At 35.0% G+C, this 22,876-nt stretch carries 21 protein-coding genes; 18 read left to right on the forward strand and 3 right to left on the reverse strand.

Annotated elements, in window-relative coordinates:
* The first annotated feature begins 13 nt into the window (after positions 1–13).
* The 9 genes from I567_RS10215 to argB all read left to right on the forward strand — a co-directional run bounded on the left by I567_RS10215 (position 14) and on the right by argB (position 11,263).
* Entirely contained in the window at positions 14–709 is a 696-nt protein-coding gene (locus I567_RS10215; RefSeq protein ID WP_016252143.1) for a tRNA (adenine(22)-N(1))-methyltransferase, read from the forward strand.
* On the forward strand, positions 706–1,836 hold the full coding sequence (locus I567_RS10220) for a Nif3-like dinuclear metal center hexameric protein (RefSeq protein WP_016252144.1): 1,131 nt from the start codon (positions 706–708) through the stop codon (positions 1,834–1,836). Before I567_RS10215 ends, I567_RS10220 begins: the two co-directional genes overlap by 4 nt.
* A gap of 12 nt (positions 1,837–1,848) precedes the next feature.
* Positions 1,849–3,078 (forward strand): peptidase T, encoded by a 1,230-nt coding sequence (pepT, locus tag I567_RS10225; protein WP_016252145.1) that lies wholly within the window; start codon positions 1,849–1,851, stop codon positions 3,076–3,078.
* Positions 3,079–3,153: 75 nt separating this feature from the next.
* Positions 3,154–4,158 (forward strand): asparaginase, encoded by a 1,005-nt coding sequence (locus I567_RS10230; RefSeq protein WP_016252146.1) that lies wholly within the window; start codon positions 3,154–3,156, stop codon positions 4,156–4,158.
* 158 nt (positions 4,159–4,316) lie between these two features.
* Complete coding sequence (gene clpB / locus I567_RS10235; RefSeq protein ID WP_016252147.1) at positions 4,317–6,923, forward strand: ATP-dependent chaperone ClpB; 2,607 nt, start codon at positions 4,317–4,319, stop codon at positions 6,921–6,923.
* Positions 6,924–7,113: 190 nt separating this feature from the next.
* Positions 7,114–8,250: an acetylornithine transaminase gene (locus I567_RS10240; protein WP_016252148.1), complete on the forward strand. Its 1,137-nt coding sequence runs from the start codon at positions 7,114–7,116 to the stop codon at positions 8,248–8,250.
* A gap of 8 nt (positions 8,251–8,258) precedes the next feature.
* Entirely contained in the window at positions 8,259–9,284 is a 1,026-nt protein-coding gene (argC, locus tag I567_RS10245; protein WP_016252149.1) for an N-acetyl-gamma-glutamyl-phosphate reductase, read from the forward strand.
* A 32-nt stretch (positions 9,285–9,316) separates the two neighbouring features.
* Positions 9,317–10,513, forward strand: a complete 1,197-nt coding sequence (gene argJ / locus I567_RS10250; protein ID WP_016252150.1) for a bifunctional glutamate N-acetyltransferase/amino-acid acetyltransferase ArgJ — start codon at positions 9,317–9,319, stop codon at positions 10,511–10,513.
* Positions 10,514–10,528: 15 nt separating this feature from the next.
* Entirely contained in the window at positions 10,529–11,263 is a 735-nt protein-coding gene (argB, locus tag I567_RS10255; RefSeq protein ID WP_016252151.1) for an acetylglutamate kinase, read from the forward strand.
* Positions 11,264–11,298: 35 nt separating this feature from the next.
* Here argB and sdaAA read toward each other — a convergent pair whose 3' ends face one another.
* The 3 genes from sdaAA to I567_RS10270 all read right to left on the reverse strand — a co-directional run bounded on the left by sdaAA (position 11,299) and on the right by I567_RS10270 (position 13,673).
* Positions 11,299–12,174: an L-serine ammonia-lyase, iron-sulfur-dependent, subunit alpha gene (gene sdaAA, locus I567_RS10260; protein WP_016252152.1), complete on the reverse strand. Its 876-nt coding sequence runs from the start codon at positions 12,172–12,174 to the stop codon at positions 11,299–11,301.
* A 10-nt stretch (positions 12,175–12,184) separates the two neighbouring features.
* A complete protein-coding gene (gene sdaAB, locus I567_RS10265) occupies positions 12,185–12,850 on the reverse strand; it encodes an L-serine ammonia-lyase, iron-sulfur-dependent subunit beta (RefSeq protein ID WP_016252153.1) in 666 nt (221 codons plus the stop codon).
* Between the two features lie 172 nt (positions 12,851–13,022).
* The gene (locus tag I567_RS10270) at positions 13,023–13,673 is read right to left on the reverse strand and encodes a hypothetical protein (protein ID WP_016252154.1); all 651 of its coding nucleotides are present in this window, start codon (positions 13,671–13,673) and stop codon (positions 13,023–13,025) included.
* Between the two features lie 111 nt (positions 13,674–13,784).
* On the opposite strand from I567_RS10270, the gene I567_RS10275 reads away from it, so the two are divergent.
* From I567_RS10275 to ahpF, 9 genes are all read left to right on the forward strand, one after another.
* On the forward strand, positions 13,785–14,771 hold the full coding sequence (locus I567_RS10275) for a LacI family DNA-binding transcriptional regulator (RefSeq protein ID WP_016252155.1): 987 nt from the start codon (positions 13,785–13,787) through the stop codon (positions 14,769–14,771).
* 208 nt (positions 14,772–14,979) lie between these two features.
* Positions 14,980–16,374: a sucrose-specific PTS transporter subunit IIBC gene (locus I567_RS10280; RefSeq protein ID WP_016252156.1), complete on the forward strand. Its 1,395-nt coding sequence runs from the start codon at positions 14,980–14,982 to the stop codon at positions 16,372–16,374.
* Positions 16,375–16,398: 24 nt separating this feature from the next.
* Positions 16,399–17,778 carry a glycoside hydrolase family 32 protein gene (locus tag I567_RS10285; protein ID WP_016252157.1) on the forward strand — a complete coding sequence of 460 codons (1,380 nt, stop codon included), beginning with the start codon at positions 16,399–16,401 and terminating at the stop codon, positions 17,776–17,778.
* Between the two features lie 67 nt (positions 17,779–17,845).
* Positions 17,846–18,361, forward strand: a complete 516-nt coding sequence (locus I567_RS10290) for a GNAT family N-acetyltransferase (protein WP_016252158.1) — start codon at positions 17,846–17,848, stop codon at positions 18,359–18,361.
* Positions 18,362–18,404: 43 nt separating this feature from the next.
* Positions 18,405–18,587 carry a hypothetical protein gene (locus I567_RS10295; protein WP_016252159.1) on the forward strand — a complete coding sequence of 61 codons (183 nt, stop codon included), beginning with the start codon at positions 18,405–18,407 and terminating at the stop codon, positions 18,585–18,587.
* A gap of 118 nt (positions 18,588–18,705) precedes the next feature.
* Complete coding sequence (locus I567_RS10300; protein WP_016252160.1) at positions 18,706–19,560, forward strand: hypothetical protein; 855 nt, start codon at positions 18,706–18,708, stop codon at positions 19,558–19,560.
* The gene (locus tag I567_RS10305) at positions 19,544–20,512 is read left to right on the forward strand and encodes a hypothetical protein (protein WP_016252161.1); all 969 of its coding nucleotides are present in this window, start codon (positions 19,544–19,546) and stop codon (positions 20,510–20,512) included. The genes I567_RS10300 and I567_RS10305 overlap by 17 nt, the downstream gene beginning before the upstream one ends.
* 170 nt (positions 20,513–20,682) lie before the next feature.
* Positions 20,683–21,243, forward strand: coding sequence for an alkyl hydroperoxide reductase subunit C (gene ahpC / locus I567_RS10310; protein ID WP_016252162.1), 561 nt, complete (start codon positions 20,683–20,685; stop codon positions 21,241–21,243).
* Positions 21,244–21,260: 17 nt separating this feature from the next.
* Positions 21,261–22,793 (forward strand): alkyl hydroperoxide reductase subunit F, encoded by a 1,533-nt coding sequence (ahpF, locus tag I567_RS10315; protein WP_016252163.1) that lies wholly within the window; start codon positions 21,261–21,263, stop codon positions 22,791–22,793.
* Positions 22,794–22,876 lie beyond the last annotated feature (83 nt).

The raw sequence follows: 22,876 nt of genomic DNA on the forward strand, positions 1-22,876 counted from the left end.
GAGGAATGAAAAAATGAATGCACAACAATTATCTAAACGACTGGCAAAAGTAGGTGAATTTGTCCCGAATCAAGCTCGTTTAGCGGATATCGGCTCGGATCATGCTTATTTACCTGTTCGTTTAATGTTGGCAAATAAAATTAGTTATGCCGTTTGTGGTGAAGTAGTCAAAGGCCCTTATGAATCAGCTGTACATCAAGTAACTTTACAAGGACTAGCCGATAAAATCACTGTCCGTTTAGCAGATGGATTATTCGCTATTGAACCAAGCGATAATATTGATACGATTACAATCTGTGGGATGGGCGGTACTTTGATTAAACAGATTTTATTAGAAGGCAAAGAACAAATTACCGGTGAAGAATTACTTGTTTTACAACCCAATGTGGGAGAAGCTACTTTAAGAAAATATTTAGTAGCCAATGGATATACTATTATCTCTGAAGAAATATTAGAAGAAAATAAAAAAATCTATGAAATTATCGTTGCTAAAAAATTATCACAGCCAACGAGCCTGAACGAAGCGCAATATTTATTTGGGCCACACTTGATGCAAGCAAAAACACCGATTTTCATCAAGAAATGGCAAAGAGAATTAAAGCAAAGGCAAAAGGTTTTACAACAATTACAAAAAGCAACAACAAAACATATGGAAAAAATGACTGAACTAGAAGCTGAAATCAAATTAATTGAGGAAGTGTTAGTGTGAAACTAAGAGAATTCATAGCCCCATTTGAAGCTTATTGTCCGAAAGAATTAGCTTTGGAGAAAGATTTTTGCGGCTTACAAATTGGTTCTTTAGATGCGGAAATTCAAAAAGTCCTTTTTACCCTAGATGTACGTCCGCAGGTGGTTGAAGAAGCAATCAGAATAGGCGCTGACCTGATTTTTGCCAAACATGCACCAATATTCAGACCCATCAATCAATTGACGGATAATAATCCACAGTCAAAAATGTTTTTAGATATCTTACAAAATCACATCAACGTTTATGTCGCCCATACCAATATAGATGTGGTAGCAGATGGTTTGAACGATTGGTTTTGTGAAGTACTCGGCTTAAATGAAGTAGAGATTTTACAAAAAACACAGACAAAATCCCTTAAAAAATTGATTGTCTATGTCCCAAGAACACATGCTGATCAGCTACGTCAAGCTTTAGGAGAAGCTAAAGCTGGAATGTTAGGAAATTATCATCACATGAGTTATACTAGTAACGGACAAGGACGTTTTATCCCATCTGTACAAGCCAATCCAACTATTGGGCAAGCTGAGCAATTGAGCATTGTTGCTGAAGAAAAGGTAGAATTTATTGTTGAAAATCAATATTTGCCGAGTGTTTTACAAACAATGTATCGCGTCCATCCTTACGAAGAACCAGCTTTTGAAGTTTATGATTTAAATCCGGCTTCAAACGGTACAAAAGTTGAAGGGATTGGAAGGATTGGTCATTTAGCTGAACCACTTGAATTATCAACTTTTATCGATCGAGTAAAATCAGCTTTTCATTTAAAGCATTTGAAAGTTATCAAAGCAAGCCACATAAGCAAGCGACAACTTATTTCAAAAGTGGCGATTTGTGGGGGAAGTGCGGAAAAACTGTATCGAGATGCTTTAGCCAAAGGAGCGGATGTCTATATTACAGGAGATGTCTATTATCACACGGCTCACGATATGCAAGAGTCAGGATTAATTGTTCTTGATCCAGGTCATCATATTGAAGTTCTTTTTGCAGATAAGTTGAAAGAAAAATATGAACAATGGAAAACAGCAAATAAATGGCAGGTTGATTTAATGGTTTCGACCGTTAATACTGATCCATTTGAAATAATATAAAGGAGTTTTATTATGTATTCTAATTTATTACCAAGATTTTTAAAATATGTTAAAACTGAGACTCGTTCTAATCCGATGAGTACAACGACACCATCAACCCAAACACAAGTAGCTTTTGCCCATGAGTTAGCCAAAGAGTTGACCGACTTAGGAATGCAAGATGTCTATTATAATGAAGAAAATGGTTTTGTAACAGCCACTCTACCTAGTAATACTGATAAAGAGGTACGCTCTATTGGTTTTATTGCCCATATGGATACCGCAGATTTCAATGCAGTCAATGTAAATCCGCAAATTGTTGAAAATTATGATGGTCATTCAACAATCCAATTAGATAAGGATGGAAAATATACTTTAAATACCGTTGATTTTCCTAATTTGAAAAATTATGCTGGGCAAACATTGATTACGACTGATGGTACAACTTTACTTGGGGCGGATGATAAGTCTGGTATTGCAGAAATTATGACAGCAATGGAAATTTTAATCAAAAATCCTGATATCAAACATGGAAAAATTCGTGTTGCTTTTGGTCCGGATGAAGAAATCGGAGTTGGCGCAGATAAGTTTGATGCAAAAGGGTTTGATGTTGATTTTGCTTACACTATGGATGGCGGTCCAGTAGGTGAATTACAATTTGAAACTTTTAATGCGGCTCAAGCTGATTTAACTTTCCACGGTAAAAATGTCCATCCAGGAACAGCCAAGGATACCATGATTAACGCCATCCAAATGGCTATTGATTTCCAAAACGAATTTCCACAAGAAGAAGTACCTGAACACACGGAAGGTTATGAAGGATTTTATCATCTACACGGCTTCACTGGCACGCCTGAAGAAGCTCAGATGTCTTATATCATTCGTGATCATGACCGTGAAAAATTCGAAGCACGTAAACAATTTATCGTTGATTTAGTTGCAAAATTCAACGCAAAATATGATCAAGAACGTGTTGAATTAAACTTATTCGATCAATACTACAATATGCGTGAAGTAATCGAAAAAGACATGAGCATTGTAGAATTGGCTAAGAATGCGATGGAAGAATTAGCGATTGTACCGGTGATTGAACCTGTTCGTGGAGGGACTGATGGTTCTAAAATTTCTTATTTAGGAATTCCTACACCTAATATCTTTGCTGGTGGCGAAAATATGCATGGACGTTTTGAATTTGTATCTTTACAAGCGATGCAAAAGGCTACCGATGTTATTGTTAAAATTGCTGAATTAAATGCAAAATAATGAAGTCATAGCGAGTGTTGTATGCATAGTTTTACATTGCACACTCGCTATTTTTCTCGTTGAAAGGAAAACAAGATGAAGAAGATATTGATGATTACTACTGGCGGTACTATCGCTTCTAAAAAATCGCAACATGGTTTAACACCAGGAATCACTGCTGAAGAATTATTGACCTACATACCTCGAGTACAAGAAATCTGTCAAGTAGATACCTTAGCTTTATTCAATCTCGATAGTACCAATATGACCCCTAAACACTGGCTGGAATTAGCACGTACGATTGAGGAAAAATATACCACTTATGATGGCTTTGTCATTTGTCATGGTACAGATACCTTGGCTTATACCGCAGCTGCATTATCTTATTTAATTCAAGATTCTGTTAAACCTATTGTATTAACCGGCTCACAAAAACCCATTGATATGGATAGCACTGATGCGAAAGTCAATTTATTAGATAGCTTTATTTACGCTTGTGATGATTTATCGCAAGAAGTGGTTATTGTTTTTGATGGGAAAGTAATTGTTGGAAGCCGTGCAAAAAAAGTCCGAGCGAAAAGTTATAATGCTTTCACCAGTATCAATTTTCCATATATTGCGGTGATTTTAGATCAACAAATTATCCGCTATATTCCAACTCAACCACTTGTTCAACCAACTAAATTTTACCATCAATTGCAAGAAGACTTAATTACCTTAAAGCTTACCCCAGGACTAGATGCAAAAGTACTAGCATTTGCATTCGAAAATTATCGTTGCATTATCCTTGAAAGTTTTGGTGTTGGCGGTATACCAGAGAGCTTAGTTGCGAGCTTTTATCAGCTGATGAATAAATATCAAAAGGATCGTTTAGTGATTGTTAGTTCACAAGTAACCAATGAGGGTAGTGATATGACAGTTTATGAAGTTGGTAAGAAAGTGAAACAAGATTTTCAATTACTAGAAGCGTATGATATGACGTTTGAAGCAGTCGTAACAAAACTGATGTGGTTAATGGCAGAATATGAAAATATTGATGATATCCGAAAATATTTTTATCAAACCATCAATCACGATAGTATTTTGAACAAAAAATATTAAGAAAGTTTAAAAATAGCACTCATATATTAAGAGTGCTAACTTTTGGTTTGAACTTCATCGACTTTTGAATTATACTGTATGTGTACTTAAGAAAAAGGAATAAATAAGTACATCAATAGTAATCAATTATTTCATTCAACGATAGGAGGAATGGAGTTATGAATATTGAAAAGATGACAACGACAATGCAACAAGCCATTGCTCAAGCCCAACAAATTGCAATGACTAGACATCATCAAGAAATCGATATTGCACATTTATGGAAAATTTTCTTGCACACTGATCATTTTGGGGCAAATTTTTATAAAGATTTAGGTATCAATGTAGATGAATTTGAAGCAAAAGTTGACCAAGAATTAGATAAAATCTCTACAGTTGAAGGGAGTAATGTTTCTTATGGCCAAAGTTTTAGCCAAAATCTCTATCAATTGTTTATTGAAGCAGATAAGATTAGAGAAGCATTCCAAGATGAATATCTTTCAACTGAGGTCGTCATTCTTGCATTAATGAAATTAAAACATCATCCATTAACTCAGTATTTGATTCAACATCAACTATCTGAAAAAGATGTTAAGGATGCGATTGAAAATATCCGTGGGGGTGATCGCGTGACATCACAAAATCAAGAAGAAACTTATAAAGCATTAGAAAAATACGGCATTGACTTAGTACAAAAAGTCAAAGAAGGAAATATGGATCCTGTCATTGGGCGTGATGAAGAAATTCGTGACGTCATCCGTATCTTATCTCGTAAAACCAAAAATAATCCAGTATTAATTGGTGAACCCGGTGTTGGTAAAACGGCGATTGTTGAAGGTTTAGCCCAACGTATTGTTAAAAAAGATGTTCCTGAAAACTTAAAGGATAAAACTGTCTACTCACTAGATATGGGGTTATTAATTGCTGGGGCTAAATATCGTGGTGAATTTGAAGAAAGATTGAAAGCCGTATTAGATGAAGTGAAAAAATCTGACGGGCGAATTATTCTATTTATCGATGAAATCCATAATATTGTTGGTGCAGGTAAGACAGAAGGTAGTATGGATGCCGGTAACTTATTAAAACCAATGCTTGCTCGTGGTGAATTGCATACGATTGGTGCCACGACCTTGGATGAATACCGTCAATATATGGAAAAAGATAAAGCTTTAGAAAGACGTTTCCAAAAAGTTTTAGTCAAAGAACCAACTGTTGAAGATACGATTTCGATTTTACGTGGATTGAAAGAACGATTTGAGGTACATCACGGTGTAAATATTCACGATAATGCATTAGTAGCCGCTGCAACTTTATCAGACCGCTATATTACTGACCGATTCTTGCCGGATAAAGCGATTGATTTAGTCGATGAAGCTTGTGCCAATATTAAAGTTGAAATGAATTCTATGCCAACGGAACTAGACCAAGTGATGCGTCGATTAATGCAATTAGAAATTGAAGAAGCTGCTTTGAAGAAAGAAACCGATGATGCTTCTAAAAAACGTTTAGAAAACTTGCAAGAAGAATTAGCTGATTTACGTGAAGAAGTAAATTCAATGAAATTGCAATGGGAAACTGAAAAAGAAGAAGTAAATGCCATCTCTAATAAACGTGCAGAACTTGAACGTGTTCGCCATGAATTAGAAGATGCTGAAAACAATTATGAACTTGAACGAGCAGCTGTGTTACGTCATGGTACCATTCCACAATTAGAAAAAGAATTAAAAGAATTAGAACGTAAAAATGATTCTGATCAATTAAAAATGGTTCAAGAATCCGTGACTGAAAATGAAATTGCGGTTGTTGTCGGTCGTTTAACAGGTATTCCGGTGACAAAATTAGTTGAAGGCGAACGCGAAAAATTATTGAAATTAAATCAAACCTTGCATCAACGTGTGATTGGTCAAAACGAAGCCGTAGATGCCGTAAGTGATGCGGTATTACGTTCTCGTGCTGGTTTACAAGATCCAAATCGCCCATTAGGTTCATTCCTCTTCTTAGGTCCTACTGGGGTTGGTAAGACAGAACTTGCCAAAGCTCTAGCAGAGAACTTATTTGACTCTGAAGAACATATGGTACGAATTGATATGAGTGAATATATGGAAAAACATTCAGTGTCTCGTTTAGTTGGAGCCCCTCCAGGATATGTAGGTTATGAAGAAGGAGGACAATTAACGGAAGCTGTTCGTCGTAATCCATATACAATTATTTTATTGGATGAAATTGAAAAGGCTCATCCAGATGTCTTCAATATTTTATTACAAGTATTAGATGATGGTCGATTGACAGATTCTAAAGGTCGCTTAGTTGATTTCAAGAATACCGTATTGATTATGACTTCAAATATCGGTTCACAATTGTTACTTGAAGGAGTGACTGAAGAAGGAACTATCCCACAAGAAGTTTCTGATCAAGTTATGCAAGCTTTAAGAATGCACTTCAAACCTGAATTCTTAAACCGTATTGATGACACGATTTTATTCACCCCACTTAGTTTAGAAGATGTGAAGGGAATCGTTGATAAGATGGTTCAACAATTATCTACACGACTAAACCACCAAGAAATCGAATTAAGCATTTCCGATGAAGCCAAAACATATATTGCACAAAATGCTTATGAACCTTCTTTTGGTGCTCGACCATTAAAACGATATATTACCAAAGAAATTGAAACACCACTTGCCAAAGAAATTATTGCCGGTAAGGTGATGCCAAAAAGTAAAGTGACTGTAACTTTGCAAAATAATCAATTATCCTTTGAAACCGAATCGTTAACAGAAGAATAATTATACGATTTTAGACTAGTCTAGTTTTTTAGACTAGTCTATTTTTATGCATAATTTTAACTAAATACCCAAATATTCTAGAAAAATTAACAACTTCTGCAGATAATAATGTAAAAATATACATAAAACACTTGAAAAAAGCGGAATAATGTTGTATATTTATACACAACATTGCAAGGGAGTGTTGGTTATGAGTTGGTTATTTCCAAATTATAGTAGAAAAGATTTCGAAATTATAAAAGGTAATGGTTGTAAAGTTTATGATCAAAATAATCAGGAGTATCTTGATTTAACAAGTGGGATTGGTGTTACAAATCTAGGACATAATCATCCTGAATTAAAAAAAGCTTTACTCCAACAAATCAATAATATTTGGCATATGCCGAATTTATATCATAGTGAGATTCAAGAGCAAGTCGCATGTAAATTAGCCAATCAAAAAGATTATGTGGCTTTCTTTTGTAATAGTGGGACAGAAGCCAATGAAGCCGCCATTAAATTAGCAAAAAAAGCAACTGGTCGTAATAAAATTATTAGCTTTTGGCAATCTTTTCATGGTCGTACGTTTGGTTCAATGAGTGTGACCGGACAAGCTAACATTCAGGCAGGTTTTGGTTTGATGTTACAAGATGTGGCTTACTTTCCATTCAATGAAATTGATGAATTAAAAGAAGCCTTAGATGAGAAAGTGGCAGCGGTGATTGTGGAATTAATCCAAGGAGAAAGTGGGATTCATGTCGCTTATCAAGGGTGGATAAAGGAATTAGCACATCTTTGCCAACAAAATGGCACCTTGCTTATTGTGGATGAAGTGCAAACAGGGATTGGTCGATGCGGTTCGTTATTTGTTTATGAACAATATGGTATTACTCCTGATATTATTACCAGTGCAAAAGCTTTAGCCAATGGATTGCCGGTGGGCGCAATGTTAGCAAATAAAAAATATGCCAATGCTTTTTCTCCTGGTAGTCACGGAAGTACGTTCGGAGGCAATAAATTAGCTTTAAGTGTTGCTAATCAAGTTTTAGATTATGTGCAATCTGCTGAAATAGTAGAAAATGTTAAAATGCGTAGTCAGCAATTTTTTGATGGTTTAGCGCATATTCAATCTAATAAACTGATAGATATTAGAGGAAAAGGCTTAATGATAGGAATTGAATTAACAGATGAATATGTATTGCAACATGTGATGCTTCAACTTGAAAAAGAAGGTGTTCTTACTTTAAAAGCCGGTAAAAATGTCTTACGGTTATTGCCTCCTTTAACAATCAGTCAAGAAGAAGTCGATTTTGCATTAGATAAAATAGCGAAAGTTTTAGTGGGGTAGGTGATTGGATGAAAGCAGCAATTGTAGGTATAACTGGTTATACGGGTGTGGAGTTAATGCGTCTTATTGAACAACATCCCTATTTAGAAATCGGAACCCTTCATCGTAGTGGGAAGAAAGCATCCTACTTAACAGAAGAATTTCCTCATTTTTTACCATTAAATGCGAAAATTCAAGCATTCGATGCAAAAAATATCATGGCTCAAAATGATCTTGTCTTTTTTGCAACACCTTCTGGAGTAAGTAAGGATTTAGTTAAACCTTTTGTAGATAACGGCTTTCCAGTAATTGATCTTTCGGGTGATTTACGATTAAAAAATGGGGAAAGTTATCGAAAATGGTATAAAAAAGAACCAGCTAATCCAGATATTTTAATGCAAGCCAATTATTCTTTACCTGAATTTCAAACAAACAAATCGATGCTCATCGCCAATCCAGGATGCTATGCCACGGCAACTAATTTACTTTTAGCACCACTAGTCAAAGCTCAAATTATTCGAACGGATTCGATTATTGTGGACGCAAAATCAGGATTATCAGGTGCAGGCAAAGGATTGAGCCAAAGCAGTCATTTTGTGAATGTTTATAACAATATGAGTATGTACAAGGTCAATCAACATCAGCATATACCTGAAATCATTCAATTCTTACAACAGTTTGACAATCAATTACAAAGTATCCAATTCACGACAAGTCTTATACCAGTCTCTAGAGGAATTTTTGTATCAGCTTATGTTAAATTGAAACAAAATGTTGACCTTTCACATATTAAAACAGCTTATGAAAATTGTTATGCTGATAAATATTTTGTTCGCATCAATCATCATCAAAAGTTGCCAGATTTACATCAAGTGATTGGTTCGAACTTTTGTGACATTGGTTATATTTATAATGAATGTACAGGCATCTTAACGCTTGTCGCTGTGATTGATAATTTGATCAAAGGTGCAAGTGGTCAAGCTATTCAGAATTTTAACCTATGGGCAGGATTAGACGAAACATGCGGGTTAAAACAAATGCCTAATTTTATATAAAAAGGTTTATTGATAAAAGGAGAAGGTTGGTTATGAAGAAAATAAATGGAAATATTGCAAGTCCTAAAGGTTTTAAAGCGGATGGTATCCATTGTGGGTTAAAAAGAAAGCGTAAAGATATCGGTTGGATTATTTCAACAGTCCCCGCTCAGTGTGCTGGCGTATTTACGACTAATCAAGTCAAAACAGCACCAGTATTAGTGACAAAAGAAAAGCTCAAAAATAAATCCTTACAAGCAATTATTGTTAATTCAGGAAATGCCAATGCTTGCACAGGTAATCAAGGCTATCAAGATGCTATAACAATGTGTGAAAAAACCGCTGAACATTTAAATATTGACGCTGCTCAAGTCGCAGTTGCCTCTACAGGAATTATTGGCAAGCATTTACAGATGTTTCAAATCGAAGCTGGCTTAGAATTGTTGGCAAATAATCAAGACTGCGCTGCTGAAAATTTTCAAGAAGCAATTTTGACAACCGATACGTGTCAGAAGGTAAGTGCCTACCAAGAAGAAATTGATGGAAAAACAATCACAGTAGCAGGTTGTGCAAAAGGTTCAGGTATGATTCATCCAAATATGGCTACCATGCTTAGTTTTATTACCACTGATGCGAATATTTCCAGTGATTTACTACAAGAATTACTAAGTGAGCTGACTGAAATTACTTTTAATCAAATTACTGTGGATGGCGATACTTCCACAAATGATATGGTACTTGTCTTAGCAAATGGTGAGGCGAAAAATGCTGAAATACAAAAAGGGTCGCTAGCCTACCAACAATTCAAAAATGTTTTACAAGCTGTTTTCACCGATTTAGCAAAATCAATTGCTAAAGATGGTGAGGGAGCAACGAAACTGATTGAGGTTCAAGTTGAAAATGCCGTAGATGAATACTCTGCACGTATGCTTGCAAAATCAGTTGTCGGTTCAAGTTTGGTCAAAAGTGCAATATTTGGTCAAGATCCAAATTGGGGAAGAATCCTATGTGCGTTGGGCTATAGCGGCATCGATTTTGACAGTAATCAAATTGAAATATATTTGGAAGATACGCTAGTTTTTGCCTTTGGTGTACCAACAGATTTTTCAGCTGATCAACTGAGTGAAAAATTAAAACAAGCAGAGATCACGATTAAAGTCAACATGCATGATGGAGTTGCGCAAGGAAAAGCTTGGGGATGCGATTTGACTTATGGATATGTCAAAATCAATGCATTGTACCACACATAATAGGAGGTCAGAATCATGAAAACATATGTAGTTAAAATTGGTGGCGTTGCAAGTGATCAGCTTAATGCGCAATTTTTTTCAACCATACGTAAATGGCAAGCACAAGGAATTCAAATCGTCATTATTCATGGTGGTGGACATTATATCACTGAACTAATGGAACAATTTCAGATTAAACGCCAAATCAAAAACGGCTTAAGAGTAACGGATGAAACAACACTTGAGCTAACCAAAATGGCGCTATTAGGTCAAGTACAACCTAGATTAGTTTCCTTATTTCAAAAGGAAGGTTTGCAACCAGTGAGCCTTCATGCTGGTTGCGATCAACTCATACAGGGAAAAGTCATCAATTATGCGGAATTAGGTTATGTTGGCCAAGTAACGGCAATCAATCATCAATTGTTAAAACTGCAAATGAATCATCGCAAAATACCTGTGATTGCTCCTCTAGGCATTACAAAAGACGGCCAATGGTTAAATATTAATGCTGATGAAGTCGCTTGTAAGATAGCAAGTAGTATTCAAGCGGATGAATTGTTTTTATTGACTGATGTGCCTGGAATTAAGGAAAACAATCAATGGTTGAAGCGTATCAATTTATCAAAGATTGAGATGCTCAAGAATCAGAATATCATTACTGGTGGCATGATTCCAAAATTAAATAGTGCAAAGTATGCCTTGCTACACGGTGTAAAAAGTGTGAATATTAATAATAATATTCATTGCTTTGGGACCAAAATTACTGCATAAAAAGTGGGGTAGGAAAATTTCCTAACCCCATTTTCTTATTTTGTTTGTCTTTCTAGAATTTCTTTTTGCAATTTTAATCCAGTCGGACTCGTTGCTAAGCCACCTTCTGCAGTTTCTTTAAAAATAGATGGCATTTGACGACCCACGCGATACATCGTGGCTACAACTTCATCTGGTGGAATTACACTTTGTATTCCTGCTAGAGCCATATCTGCTGAAATCATCGCTTGACTCGCACCTAATGCATTTCTTTTCACACAAGGGACTTCGACTAAACCCGCGACTGGATCACAAATTAAGCCTAACATATTTTTTAAGGTAATCGCTAAGGCATGAGCTGCTTGTTGCGCTGAGCCACCTTTTAAACAAACTAAAGCTGCGGAAGCCATCGCACTTGCAGAGCCAACTTCAGCCTGACAGCCACCTTCAGCACCAGCAATCGAAGCGTTATTCGCAATCACTAATCCAAAAGCACCAGCAGTAAATAAGTAATCTAATTGTTGGTGTTCAGTTAATTGCAAGCTTTCACTAACAGCCATCAATACACCAGGAACAATCCCAGCACTACCAGCAGTAGGAGTGGCACAAATTAAGCCCATCTTCGCATTAACTTCATTTACCGCAATCGCATTACGCACGGCACCTAAAATTGTCGAACCTGAGTAAATATCACCTTTTAAAATATAATCATTTAGCTTGGTCGCGTCTTTTCCTGTTAACCCGGTAACAGAGGTAACGCCATCAATTCCTTGCTGAACAGAATGCTTCATCACTTCCAAATTTTTCTTCATTAAAGCAATAATTTGTTCTCTAGAGCGTCCGGTTAATTCAATCTCTGTGGCAATCATTAATTCAGCCACACTTTTATAATTCTTACTTTGTTGAATAATATCTTCAATTGAATAAAACATGCAAATCCTCCTAATCAAAATAGGTCACAGAATCAATGTGTGACAATTGACGTAGTTTTTGGCAAATATCTGGATGGCGCTCATCAATTTCAATAATCATAATTGCTTTTTCACCTTTAGACTCACGCGTAACAGTCATCGTACCAATATTTACATTCATATCAGATAATAGTTTTGTTACTTGAGCAATAATACCTGGCACATCTTGATGGACGGTAATAATCGTAGGCGTTCCCATTGTTAATGAAATCTTAAAGCCATCCAACTCAGAAATTTGGATATTTCCGCCACCAATGGAAATACCAGTTACAGTCATTTGACGTTTTCCTTTTTTTAGCAACATTTTAACTAAATTTGGATGCTCAGCTTTTTCTTTTTTAGGCACGAATAGTACTTCCATGCCATTTTCATGAGCAATTTTCAATGAATCACTTAATCTTTCATCATCAGGCTCCATCCCTAATAATCCACCAACAAGGGCAATATCAGTTCCATGGCCACGATAGGTTTTGGCAAAGGATTCAAATAGAAAAATATCGACACTCTCTGGTTGTTCGCCAAAAATAGTTCTTACAATTTTTCCAATGCGTGCAGCCCCTGCCGTATGAGAGCTACTTGGTCCAACCATGACCGGTCCAATAATATCAAAAACGCTACGATACTTTAAATGTTCCATAACGAAAATCTCCTTTATATTTCAGTTTTATTAGTATAACACAACATAATCAAAATGTTTAATGATGTGAAAAATTTTAGCAAACCTTTGATATTTCCTAATTTTATATCATTGGAAACACAAGGTTAGACAAGAAAAGGAGAAGCATACATAGCAACATAAGATAACTAAATTAGTGAATATGAATTTTAAAGTTTTTGAAATACTGAATGCTTGTTTTTTTTGCTCGTAAATAGGCATATACACTAGCAATCAAACTACCACAAGTATTAACAAATAAATCGCCCATGGTATCAAGTAATGCTTTACGTCCAATTAAAGGTTGCCCATGAAATAGGTAACGTTGTAAATTCAGTCCTAAAAATTGATCACATAGAAATTCCCAAAATTCCCATAAAACCCCACACATCTGTGCAAACGCAAAACCAAATATCATAAAAAACCAAATAGAAGGGTATTGACTTCTTGACTTTTCTAGGAAATAGGTAAGAATGCCATATCCAAGAAAGGTTAATACAATTGGGCTACTGAAATGCAATAATTTATCATAATATTTAAAGTAAGAAATTAAATGTAAGCAAGTTCCTAAAAAGACCGAGATCAAGATGAAGAACCAATACATAAAAATCAATTCATTCGGAAAAGAGATTTTAAACCATTTTTTAAATAGGAAAGGGGCATAAATCAGAATAATCCCTAATAAGCCCTCAATAATAAAAATGATACCTGATTTCATACTCACTTTTTGAAAAATACATTCATACACATTAAAAGCTACGATAATGAATGCGATGAATGTATATCCTTTTAAAATTTTTCTCATGATACTTACCTCCGTTCACTCAAATTATAGCACAACTGATGAATAATGTTTTAATCTGAAGACAATATTTGTTATAATACATTCATGTAATGAAAATTTGTGAGGGGTCTTATGGTAACAATTAATCAAATCGCTCAAGAAGCAAAAGTATCAAAAAGTACGGTTTCGAGATATCTAAATGAAGGATATGTAAGTAAAGAAACCGCAAAAAAAATTGAAAAAGTGATACAAAAATACAATTATACACCTAACGAATTTGCCCGGAATTTAAAGGCACAAAGAAGTAATTTCACTGGTGTCATTATTCCTCGTTTAGATTCACCTTCTGTAGTGCGTATGCTTTCTGGATTAGAAAAGAGCGAACGAGAATGTGGACGACAAATCATGATGGTTAATTCAGAACTAAGCATCGAACGTGAAATTGAAAGTTTATATAATTTACAACAAAACAAAATCGCTGCAATCGTATTAATGGCCGTGGCTATCACAGATGAACACGTGAAAGCAATCAATAAAATCAAAACACCAGTACTTGTGCTAGGACAAAAAGATCGTCGTTTAATTACTTTAACACAAGATAATTACTTTGCAGGTCGACAAATGGCACTAGGTTTAAATAAATATGGACATAAAAAAATTGCTTATGTCGGTGTTGGTCCTCACGATATTGAAGTAGGGGTTCGTCGTAAACAAGGGGTTATAGATGGCCTAAAAGAAAGCGGGATATCCACCGTAAAAGAGTATGAAACGACATTTATGGTGAATGATTCCTACAAGCTAGGACTAGAAATATTGCCAAAAAATGATGAAACCTTATATATTTGTGCTACAGATAATATTGCCATCGGTCTAATTAAAGCAGCGAACCAATTAGGTATAGCTATTGGGAAACAAATTTCTTTTGCTGGCTTTGGTGGTCATGATACAGGAGAATATGTTTATCCAACTTTGACAACGGTGGACTTACATTATGAGAAACTAGGGATATTAGCTTCAAAATGCGTAGATATTATGTTGAAAAAACAACCCATTCCCGAAACAACAACCATTGCTACAGAAATGATTCATCGTGGTAGCGTTGGATATTACCATGAATAGTCAAAAAAGAAGAAAGTAAAGAATGCCGCTTTCTTCTTTTTTTTGGATTTTTTTTTAAAAAAAATCCAAAAAAATGATTGACAACGATTTCAATCATGTGTATACTGAAAACGTAAATAAGAGACCGGTTCCACAAAATAAAAGTTCTGCTCTTATCTTATTTTTTTGATCTATGTGGGAACGGTACCGCAAAGAAAGGAAGAAAATAATGGAAAATCGTGAAATTGCACAAGCGGTTATTGATGCTGTCGGTGGAAAGGAAAATATCAGAAGTGTTGCTCACTGTGCGACTCGTCTACGTTTAATGGTTACTGACCAAGATAAAATCGACGGTAAGACAGTCGAAAACATCGAAAAAGTTAAAGGGGCTTTCTTTAACTCAGGTCAATATCAAATTATTTTTGGTACAGGTACAGTAAACAAAATTTATGATGAGGTCGTTGCATTAGGCGTTAGCGAATCATCTAAAGGTGAAATGAAAGCGGAAGCAGCCAAATCTGGGAATGTTTTCCAACGTATGATTCGTACCTTTGGTGATGTCTTCGTTCCTATTATTCCAGTTTTAGTTGCTACCGGGTTATTCATGGGGTTACGTGGCTTATTGACACAACCAGAGATTCTGAGTATTTTTGGAATGACACCAAAGTCAATTGATCCGAACTTCTTACTTTATACTCAAGTGTTAACGGATACAGCTTTTGCCTTCTTACCAGCTTTAGTTGCTTGGTCAACATTTAGAGTATTCGGTGGTAGCCCAGTTATCGGTATTGTATTAGGTTTGATGTTAGTTAACCCAGCTTTACCAAATGCTTATGAAGTTGCTTCTGGTGCTGCAAAACCAATTATGTTAATGGGATTCATTCCTATTGTTGGTTATCAAGGTACTGTATTACCTGCCTTCTTTGCTGCATTACTTGGGGCGAAGTTAGAACAGCGTCTACGTAAAGTGATTCCTGATACTTTTGACTTGCTATTAACACCATTCTTAACACTATTAGTGATGAGTTTACTTGGATTGTTAGCCATTGGACCAGTTTTCCATTCACTTGAAACAGTTGTCTTAAATGCTACTGAATTTGTATTAAACTTACCACTTGGGTTAGCAGGTCTCATTATCGGCTTTTTAAACCAATTAATCGTCGTAACAGGAGTTCACCACATCTTCAACTTCCTTGAAGTACAATTACTAGCAAATACTGGTAAAAATGCCTTCAACGCAATTGTCACATGTGCGATTGCTGCTCAAGGTGCTGCTTGTTTAGCTGTGGGTGTAAAAACAAAATCTGCAAAATTAAAAGCATTATGTTTTCCATCAGCATTATCAGCTTTCTTAGGAATTACTGAACCGGCCATTTTCGGGGTAAACTTAAGATATGTTAAACCTTTTGTTATGGGCTTAATCGGTGGTGCTGCAGGTGGTTTTGTTGCTAACATTTTAGGTTTAGCAGGTACAGGTATGTCTATCACTGTTATCCCTGGTACATTATTATACTTGAATGGTCAATTATTCCAATATTTATTAGCTAACTTAGTGGCAGTAGGTGTTGCTTTTGCATTAACTTATACAATCGGTTATAGTGATAAAATGCAAGAGAACGCCTAATAGAAATTAGAAGGGAAATGTCAGATGTTAGATGGAAATGTAAAAAATTCAAAATATCCTATTGGTTATCATATTACACCTTTAGCTGGTCTATTAAATGATCCAAATGGTTTAGTAAAATTTGAAGGTATCTATCATGTGTTTTATCAATTAAATCCAACAGATACGATTCATAAAAATAAACACTGGGGGCACATCTACTCTGAAGACCTTATAACTTGGCATCGGGCGCCTATCGCTTTGGCACCCGATGCTTGGTATGATAAAGATGGGGTATATTCAGGTAGTGCAATTATTATCGAGAATCAATTACATCTTTATTATACAGGCAATGTCATTGATGAAGCAGGAGAAAAACATAGTTATCAATGTTTAGCAACTTCAGAAGATGGCTTTATCTTTGAAAAACAAGGACCGATTTTTGAACATCCAAAAGGTTTTACGCGCCATGTCCGGGATCCAAAAGTTTGGTATGATGAAAAAGAGCGTTGTTATTATCTTGTTGTTGGCGCCCAAAGAGAAAATTTAACGGGGACAACTCTAATCTATCGTTCAGTTGATGCTAAACAATGGGAAAACTTAGGTGATTTAGTTATAAATCCAGATATTCTTTCTCAAATCGGTTATATGTGGGAGTGCCCGGATTTAGTATTTATTGATAATCAAGCTGTTTTTATCTATTCACCTCAAGGAATTGAAGCACAAGGTCACCAATATCATAATATATATCAAACAGTTTATGCATTGGGAGAGTTTAATGAAGGGCATTTGCTGTTAGATGATGATATGCAAGAAGTTGACTTTGGATTTGAATATTATGCCCCTCAAAGCTTTTATGATGGAGATAGAATTTTATCATATGGCTGGATGGGAATCACTCAACCGGAATTTGAAGCGAGCATGCCAACAATTGAAGAAGGTTGGATTCACTGTTTGACAATCCCAAGAGAGTTAACACTAGACGGAAATAAATTATGCCAAAATCCTGCAAATGAAATCTATCAATTAAGAAATCAAGAAATTCAGCTATTGAATGGTACGCAAGAAATACAGTCATCTATGATTGAGCTTATCTGCGAAAAAGAAGTTCAAGAAGATTTTAATATTAAGATTGATGACGTTTTCACTTTAGCATATCAAGCAGACACCCATGAAATAACTTTGATACGAAAAAACTGGTATACAAATGAGAATGAATACCGTAAAGTTACCCTTGATGAACCTTTACAAAATTTTGACTGGTTTATCGATGGTTCGGTAAGTGAACTATTTGTAAATTCGGGTAGATATGTGGCAAGTGCACGTCTTTTTAATTCAACTTATGCTCATTCAAAGAAAATTGAAATGACATCCGCACAGTCATTTGTTAAAGGTTATCAATTAAATGCAATGAATGTTCATTAATCTGAAATGGTTTTAGTCTTGTACTAGAACCATTTTATTTTTATAATTAGGAACGAGGAGGGATAAAATGCAACTAAGATTAGCACAATTAGAGGATCTATCAGACATTTTACCCATTTATGAATCAGCTATCCAATTACTGGCCAAACAAAGTTCTACTCAATGGCAAGATGGTTATGGACCAACAAAAGAAAATATTCAGGTTAATATTTTGAATCAGGAACTATATTTATTAATCAATGATAGCCAAATTGTGGCGCTGGGAACATTACAAGCTGGTGTTGATCCGGTGTATTCTGCCATTATTGGTCAATGGAAGGGGACAAATAACTATTTATCGATTCATCGTATCTCTGTTAATCCATTGGTTCGACAAAAAGGCTACGCGAAAAAGCTGCTTCAAGCATTGATTTTACAAGGAAGAAAATTTGAGTATCATGATTTTCGAATTGATACACATCGACTCAATATAGGTATGCAAAAAGCTATTTTAGATACTGGATTTCAATTTTGCGGTGAGATTTACTTCCCAATCCCTGATGGACACCGTTACGCTTATCAGTTATATGACAAGGTTGATTAATACTTGAAATATTGTTAATATAAGAAGGTAAGGACGGTGCAATATGAAGAAAAGACTAAAAAAGAAAAAAGCATACAAAAATTATATTCGTTCTATTTTTAAGGGATATGAAGAAATGCTTGAGAATCCTGAAATTAAAGAACTACGCTTTGAATACTTAAAAGAAGAAACGATTCTATCAAGAGATGACAAACAACAAATTCGCTTTAGAACTAAAGATAAGTGAGAAAGAACAATTTAGGCTTGATTCATCAGGTCTAGATTGTTCTTTTTTTCAAGCGATTTCATGTAAATTTAATAAAAAGTATGTTAGAATAAATATAAAATGTTAGGAGGGATTTTCTATGCCTACATCTCAAGAGCAACAGCCAAGTTTTGGTGAGGTAAAAGCTAGTGCCTCAAAAAATATTGGACAATTATTACAAGATTTGCAGTCTTTTGAGCATGCAATCGAAACTGAAAATGTGGCTGAAATCTATCGCATTTATCAAGGAAAACTGCATAAAGAACTTAAAGAAACCTCAAACCAAAATCATGAAATTGACAACTTATTAGCTAGAAAATTACATGATGCTTTATTAGCTAGATTTGAATATCTACAGTTCGTCAAAAAAATAAGTCCGACTCTTTTACAATATCGAATTGGACAATATTATCATCAACGTCCAACGATTATGGTTGATGTCAGTGTGCCTAAAATCTATATTGAGCCAACTGTCTTAAATGAATGGCGTAATTTTAACGAAACGGATCAATCTCAACTAAAAGAAATTGAACAAAAAATCAATCAATTAGATGTGCAAAATCTAACATTACAGTCTGAAGTAGAAGAATTAGAGAAAAAATTATTGCCAATTAATAAGCAGATTCAACTAATGTCTCAACAAAAAACGATTTTTAACCGTGTGAAAAACGAGGAAGAATATTTACAATTGTTGAATACCAAAAAACAATTAGAAGCGGATATACAAAAGCTAAATGCCCAAAAAGATGATGATACAACGCTAAATAGAAGAAAAGAGGCTTATCAGCAAGATTATTTCAATATTCAGCTACATCGGGCATTAATTACAAAAGAATTGCGCTTAGTTCAAAAATACGCGACTTCTTTAGATCATTTAGAAGCTGAATTAATGCAATTTATTACTGATTATTTATTACCAAGAGAGGAGGTTCAAGCAAATGACAAAGGATTCTAAACTTGAAGTACAAGAAAAAGAAGTGATGCATTTTTCTGAATCATCCATTACTCGAGAAGATTTTGATTATACCGCTGTCAATGAAGAAATGAATATCCAGACAGTTTATGATGAAACCAAACAAAAAGATCATCAAAAAATTCTTTCATTAATTCAAGCAGCTGAAGATGAACTCGCCGATTTGAAATTACGTCGGGTGATTATGGAAGCAAATTTTGAAAAATTATTGTCGCTTTTTCATCATCATGTATTAGATGAATATAAAATCTCCGCTCTAGCAAAGCAAATTTTAATTGAATATATTAGCTACGAACTTCTTAGACCTTTATCTGCCATTGATTTGCAAAAAGGAGATAGCTTCAATCGTTGGTATACCAAGCATTTTCAAGTCATCCATCGCTTAGACGAGCAAAATAGACTCATTTTTGAATTTCAATTAAACGTCTTAAACCCAAGCATGAACGCTGCATTTATTCCATTGCTAGCTTTTGATTTACTTTCAAAAGAAGTGGAAATATTTGATCATCATATGGCTTCTTTGATCCGTTTATGGTATGAAGACCATATTTTATCCAGAAATCAACTGGCTTTATTTAATCATGACTTAAATCAGCTCTTACTCTATGCCAAAAAATTAGGATTTACGGTTGAGCAAAGTTTATTAGATAATGCCTATGAATTGATTGTTAACTTTACTAGTCAAAGAAAAGTTTCAGAGTTAATCATTGATCGCATCTTTATTAAATTGATGTCAGTCAAAGAATATGATTTTGAATTAGTTGAGCAGCAGGCTTTCGAAATCCTGCTTGATCATCAGCAAAAAGTAAAATTTTATCTTGATGAAAATCAGTTTGCTCAAATTACCATCGATTCTGCTCAACAGCGACGATCGATTCTTGATTTCTTAACTAGTTATCCATTCTTAGTGCCACTGTTAATTGGTAGCGAGTGAGAATGATTGAATCTAATTGAAAATGAAATTTCTAACCAATATAAGATTTTACAATATGAATCGATTTTAAAATTATAATAATTATAACTAAAAGGTTGACCGATAACATATTTTTAGGTATATTTATATTGAGAGTTGTCTCAAATATTTAAATTATTGGAGGAATAGCCATGTCATTAATTGGTAAAGAAGTAATTGAATTCAAAGCAAATGCATTTCATAACGGAGAATTCATCGAGGTTACAAATGAAGATTTTAAAGGTCATTGGAGTGTTGTTTGCTTCTATCCTGCAGACTTCTCATTTGTTTGTCCAACAGAATTAGAAGACTTACAAGAACAATACGCTACGCTAAAGAGCTTAGGAGTTGAAGTATACTCTGTTTCAACAGATACACACTTTACCCACAAAGCTTGGCATGATCATTCAGAAGCTATTTCAAAATTAGAATACATTATGATTGGTGATCCATCTCATCAAATTTCATTAGGTTTTGATGTATTAGATGATCAAGGTTTATCACAACGCGGAACATTTATTATTGATCCAGATGGCATTGTTCAAGCACTTGAAATCAATTCTGATGGTATTGGACGTAATGCTGCGATTCTTGTTGATAAAATTCGTGCAGCACAATATGTTCGTACACATCCAGGTGAAGTATGCCCAGCCAAATGGAAAGAAGGAGCAGAAACACTTAAACCAAGTCTAGATTTAGTTGGTAAGATTTAAGAAAAGGGGATTGTCAAATGGCTTTAGATACTGAAATTAAAGCGCAATTAGCCCAATATCTTGAATTACTTGAAAATGATGTTGTTTTTGCTGCTCACTTAGATGAAAGTGAAAACAGTCAAAAGGTTCGCGAGTTTCTAGATGAAATCCAAGCAATGTCACCAAAAATTTCATTAGTAGATAAATCATTAACTCGTACACCATCTTTTATGATTAATCAAAAAGGGCAAGCAGATAGTGGTGTTGAGTTTGCAGGATTACCACTTGGTCACGAATTTACTTCATTTATTTTAGCGTTATTACAAGTAGGTGGACGTAAACCAAAAGTTGAAGAAGATGTGATTCGTCGTATTGAAAAAATCAATCGACCTTTACACTTTGAAACATATGTTAGCTTAACTTGTCATAATTGTCCTGACGTTGTTCAGTCTTTAAACATTATGTCAGTCTTAAATCCAAATATCAGTCATACAATGATTGAGGGCGGTATGTTTAAAGATGAAGTAGATGCTAAAAAGATTATGGCTGTGCCAACTGTCTTTTTAGATGGTGAAGAATTTGCGAGCGGACGAATGAGTATCGAACAACTTGTAGATTTAGCTGCTGGTCCAAGTTCTGCTGAAGAATTCGAAGATAAAGGATTATTTGATGTTCTTGTTGTCGGCGGGGGTCCTTCTGGTAGTTCAGCGGCAATCTATGCTGCTCGTAAAGGTATTCGTACAGGTATGGTTGTAGAAAACTTTGGTGGACAGGTAATGGAAACAGTCGGTATTGAAAATATGATTGGTACACCATATACTGAAGGTCCAAAATTGATGGCCCAAGTCGAACAACATGTAAAAGAATATCCAGTTGAAATCATGAAAGGTCAACGCGCAAAAGATATTCGTAAAACAGATGTCGTGGAAGTTGAACTTGAAAATGGTGCTGTATTAAAAGCTAAATCTGTTGTATTAGCTTTAGGTGCTAAATGGCGTAATATGAATGTGCCAGGAGAACAAGAATTCCGCAACAAAGGCGTTACTTATTGCCCACACTGTGACGGTCCATTATTCACTGGTAAGAAAGTAGCAGTTATTGGTGGGGGAAATTCAGGTATTGAAGCTGCCATTGACTTAGCGGGTTTAGCTGAACATGTATATGTTTTAGAATTTTTACCAGAATTAAAAGCCGATCAAGTTTTACAAGATAGAGTAGCAAAATTAGATAATATTACCGTATTGAAAAATGTTGCTACGAAAGATATTGTGGGATCTGATGAAGTAACTGGGCTTAACTATGTTGATCGTACCACGAATGAAGAACATCATATTGATTTATCTGGTGTATTTGTACAAATCGGTCTTGTACCAAATACTGCATGGTTAAAAGATAGAGTGGAACTTACAAATCGTGGTGAAATCATTGTTGACAAACATGGTCAAACAAGTATGCCTGGTGTATTTGCTGCAGGTGATTGCACAGATTCAGCCTACAAGCAGATTATTATTTCCATGGGTTCTGGTGCAACAGCGGCTCTTGGTGCGTTCGATTACTTAATTCGTCAATAAAGAAGTTCAAACGTCTAGAGAATGGTGCAATCCATTCTCTAGACGTTTTTTTATAAAAAAAGTCGCAACCTATATTGCGACAG

The sequence above is a fragment of the Enterococcus cecorum DSM 20682 = ATCC 43198 genome, assembly GCF_000407565.1.
GTDB classification, from domain to species: Bacteria; Bacillota; Bacilli; order Lactobacillales; family Enterococcaceae; genus Enterococcus_E; species Enterococcus_E cecorum.

What these genes read in the sequence shown, in the direction of transcription:
- I567_RS10215 (WP_016252143.1), top strand. Translation starts at nt 14, where the DNA reads ATGAATGCACAACAATTATCTAAACGACTGGCAAAAGTAGGTGAATTT.
- pepT (WP_016252145.1), top strand. Translation starts at nt 1,849, where the DNA reads ATGTATTCTAATTTATTACCAAGATTTTTAAAATATGTTAAAACTGAG.
- I567_RS10230 (WP_016252146.1), top strand. Translation starts at nt 3,154, where the DNA reads ATGAAGAAGATATTGATGATTACTACTGGCGGTACTATCGCTTCTAAA.
- clpB (WP_016252147.1), top strand. Translation starts at nt 4,317, where the DNA reads ATGAATATTGAAAAGATGACAACGACAATGCAACAAGCCATTGCTCAA.
- I567_RS10240 (WP_016252148.1), top strand. Translation starts at nt 7,114, where the DNA reads ATGAGTTGGTTATTTCCAAATTATAGTAGAAAAGATTTCGAAATTATA.
- argC (WP_016252149.1), top strand. Translation starts at nt 8,259, where the DNA reads ATGAAAGCAGCAATTGTAGGTATAACTGGTTATACGGGTGTGGAGTTA.
- argJ (WP_016252150.1), top strand. Translation starts at nt 9,317, where the DNA reads ATGAAGAAAATAAATGGAAATATTGCAAGTCCTAAAGGTTTTAAAGCG.
- argB (WP_016252151.1), top strand. Translation starts at nt 10,529, where the DNA reads ATGAAAACATATGTAGTTAAAATTGGTGGCGTTGCAAGTGATCAGCTT.
- sdaAA (WP_016252152.1), bottom strand. Translation starts at nt 12,174, where the DNA reads ATGTTTTATTCAATTGAAGATATTATTCAACAAAGTAAGAATTATAAA.
- sdaAB (WP_016252153.1), bottom strand. Translation starts at nt 12,850, where the DNA reads ATGGAACATTTAAAGTATCGTAGCGTTTTTGATATTATTGGACCGGTC.
- I567_RS10270 (WP_016252154.1), bottom strand. Translation starts at nt 13,673, where the DNA reads ATGAGAAAAATTTTAAAAGGATATACATTCATCGCATTCATTATCGTA.
- I567_RS10275 (WP_016252155.1), top strand. Translation starts at nt 13,785, where the DNA reads ATGGTAACAATTAATCAAATCGCTCAAGAAGCAAAAGTATCAAAAAGT.
- I567_RS10280 (WP_016252156.1), top strand. Translation starts at nt 14,980, where the DNA reads ATGGAAAATCGTGAAATTGCACAAGCGGTTATTGATGCTGTCGGTGGA.
- I567_RS10285 (WP_016252157.1), top strand. Translation starts at nt 16,399, where the DNA reads ATGTTAGATGGAAATGTAAAAAATTCAAAATATCCTATTGGTTATCAT.
- I567_RS10290 (WP_016252158.1), top strand. Translation starts at nt 17,846, where the DNA reads ATGCAACTAAGATTAGCACAATTAGAGGATCTATCAGACATTTTACCC.
- I567_RS10295 (WP_016252159.1), top strand. Translation starts at nt 18,405, where the DNA reads ATGAAGAAAAGACTAAAAAAGAAAAAAGCATACAAAAATTATATTCGT.
- I567_RS10300 (WP_016252160.1), top strand. Translation starts at nt 18,706, where the DNA reads ATGCCTACATCTCAAGAGCAACAGCCAAGTTTTGGTGAGGTAAAAGCT.
- I567_RS10305 (WP_016252161.1), top strand. Translation starts at nt 19,544, where the DNA reads ATGACAAAGGATTCTAAACTTGAAGTACAAGAAAAAGAAGTGATGCAT.
- ahpC (WP_016252162.1), top strand. Translation starts at nt 20,683, where the DNA reads ATGTCATTAATTGGTAAAGAAGTAATTGAATTCAAAGCAAATGCATTT.
- ahpF (WP_016252163.1), top strand. Translation starts at nt 21,261, where the DNA reads ATGGCTTTAGATACTGAAATTAAAGCGCAATTAGCCCAATATCTTGAA.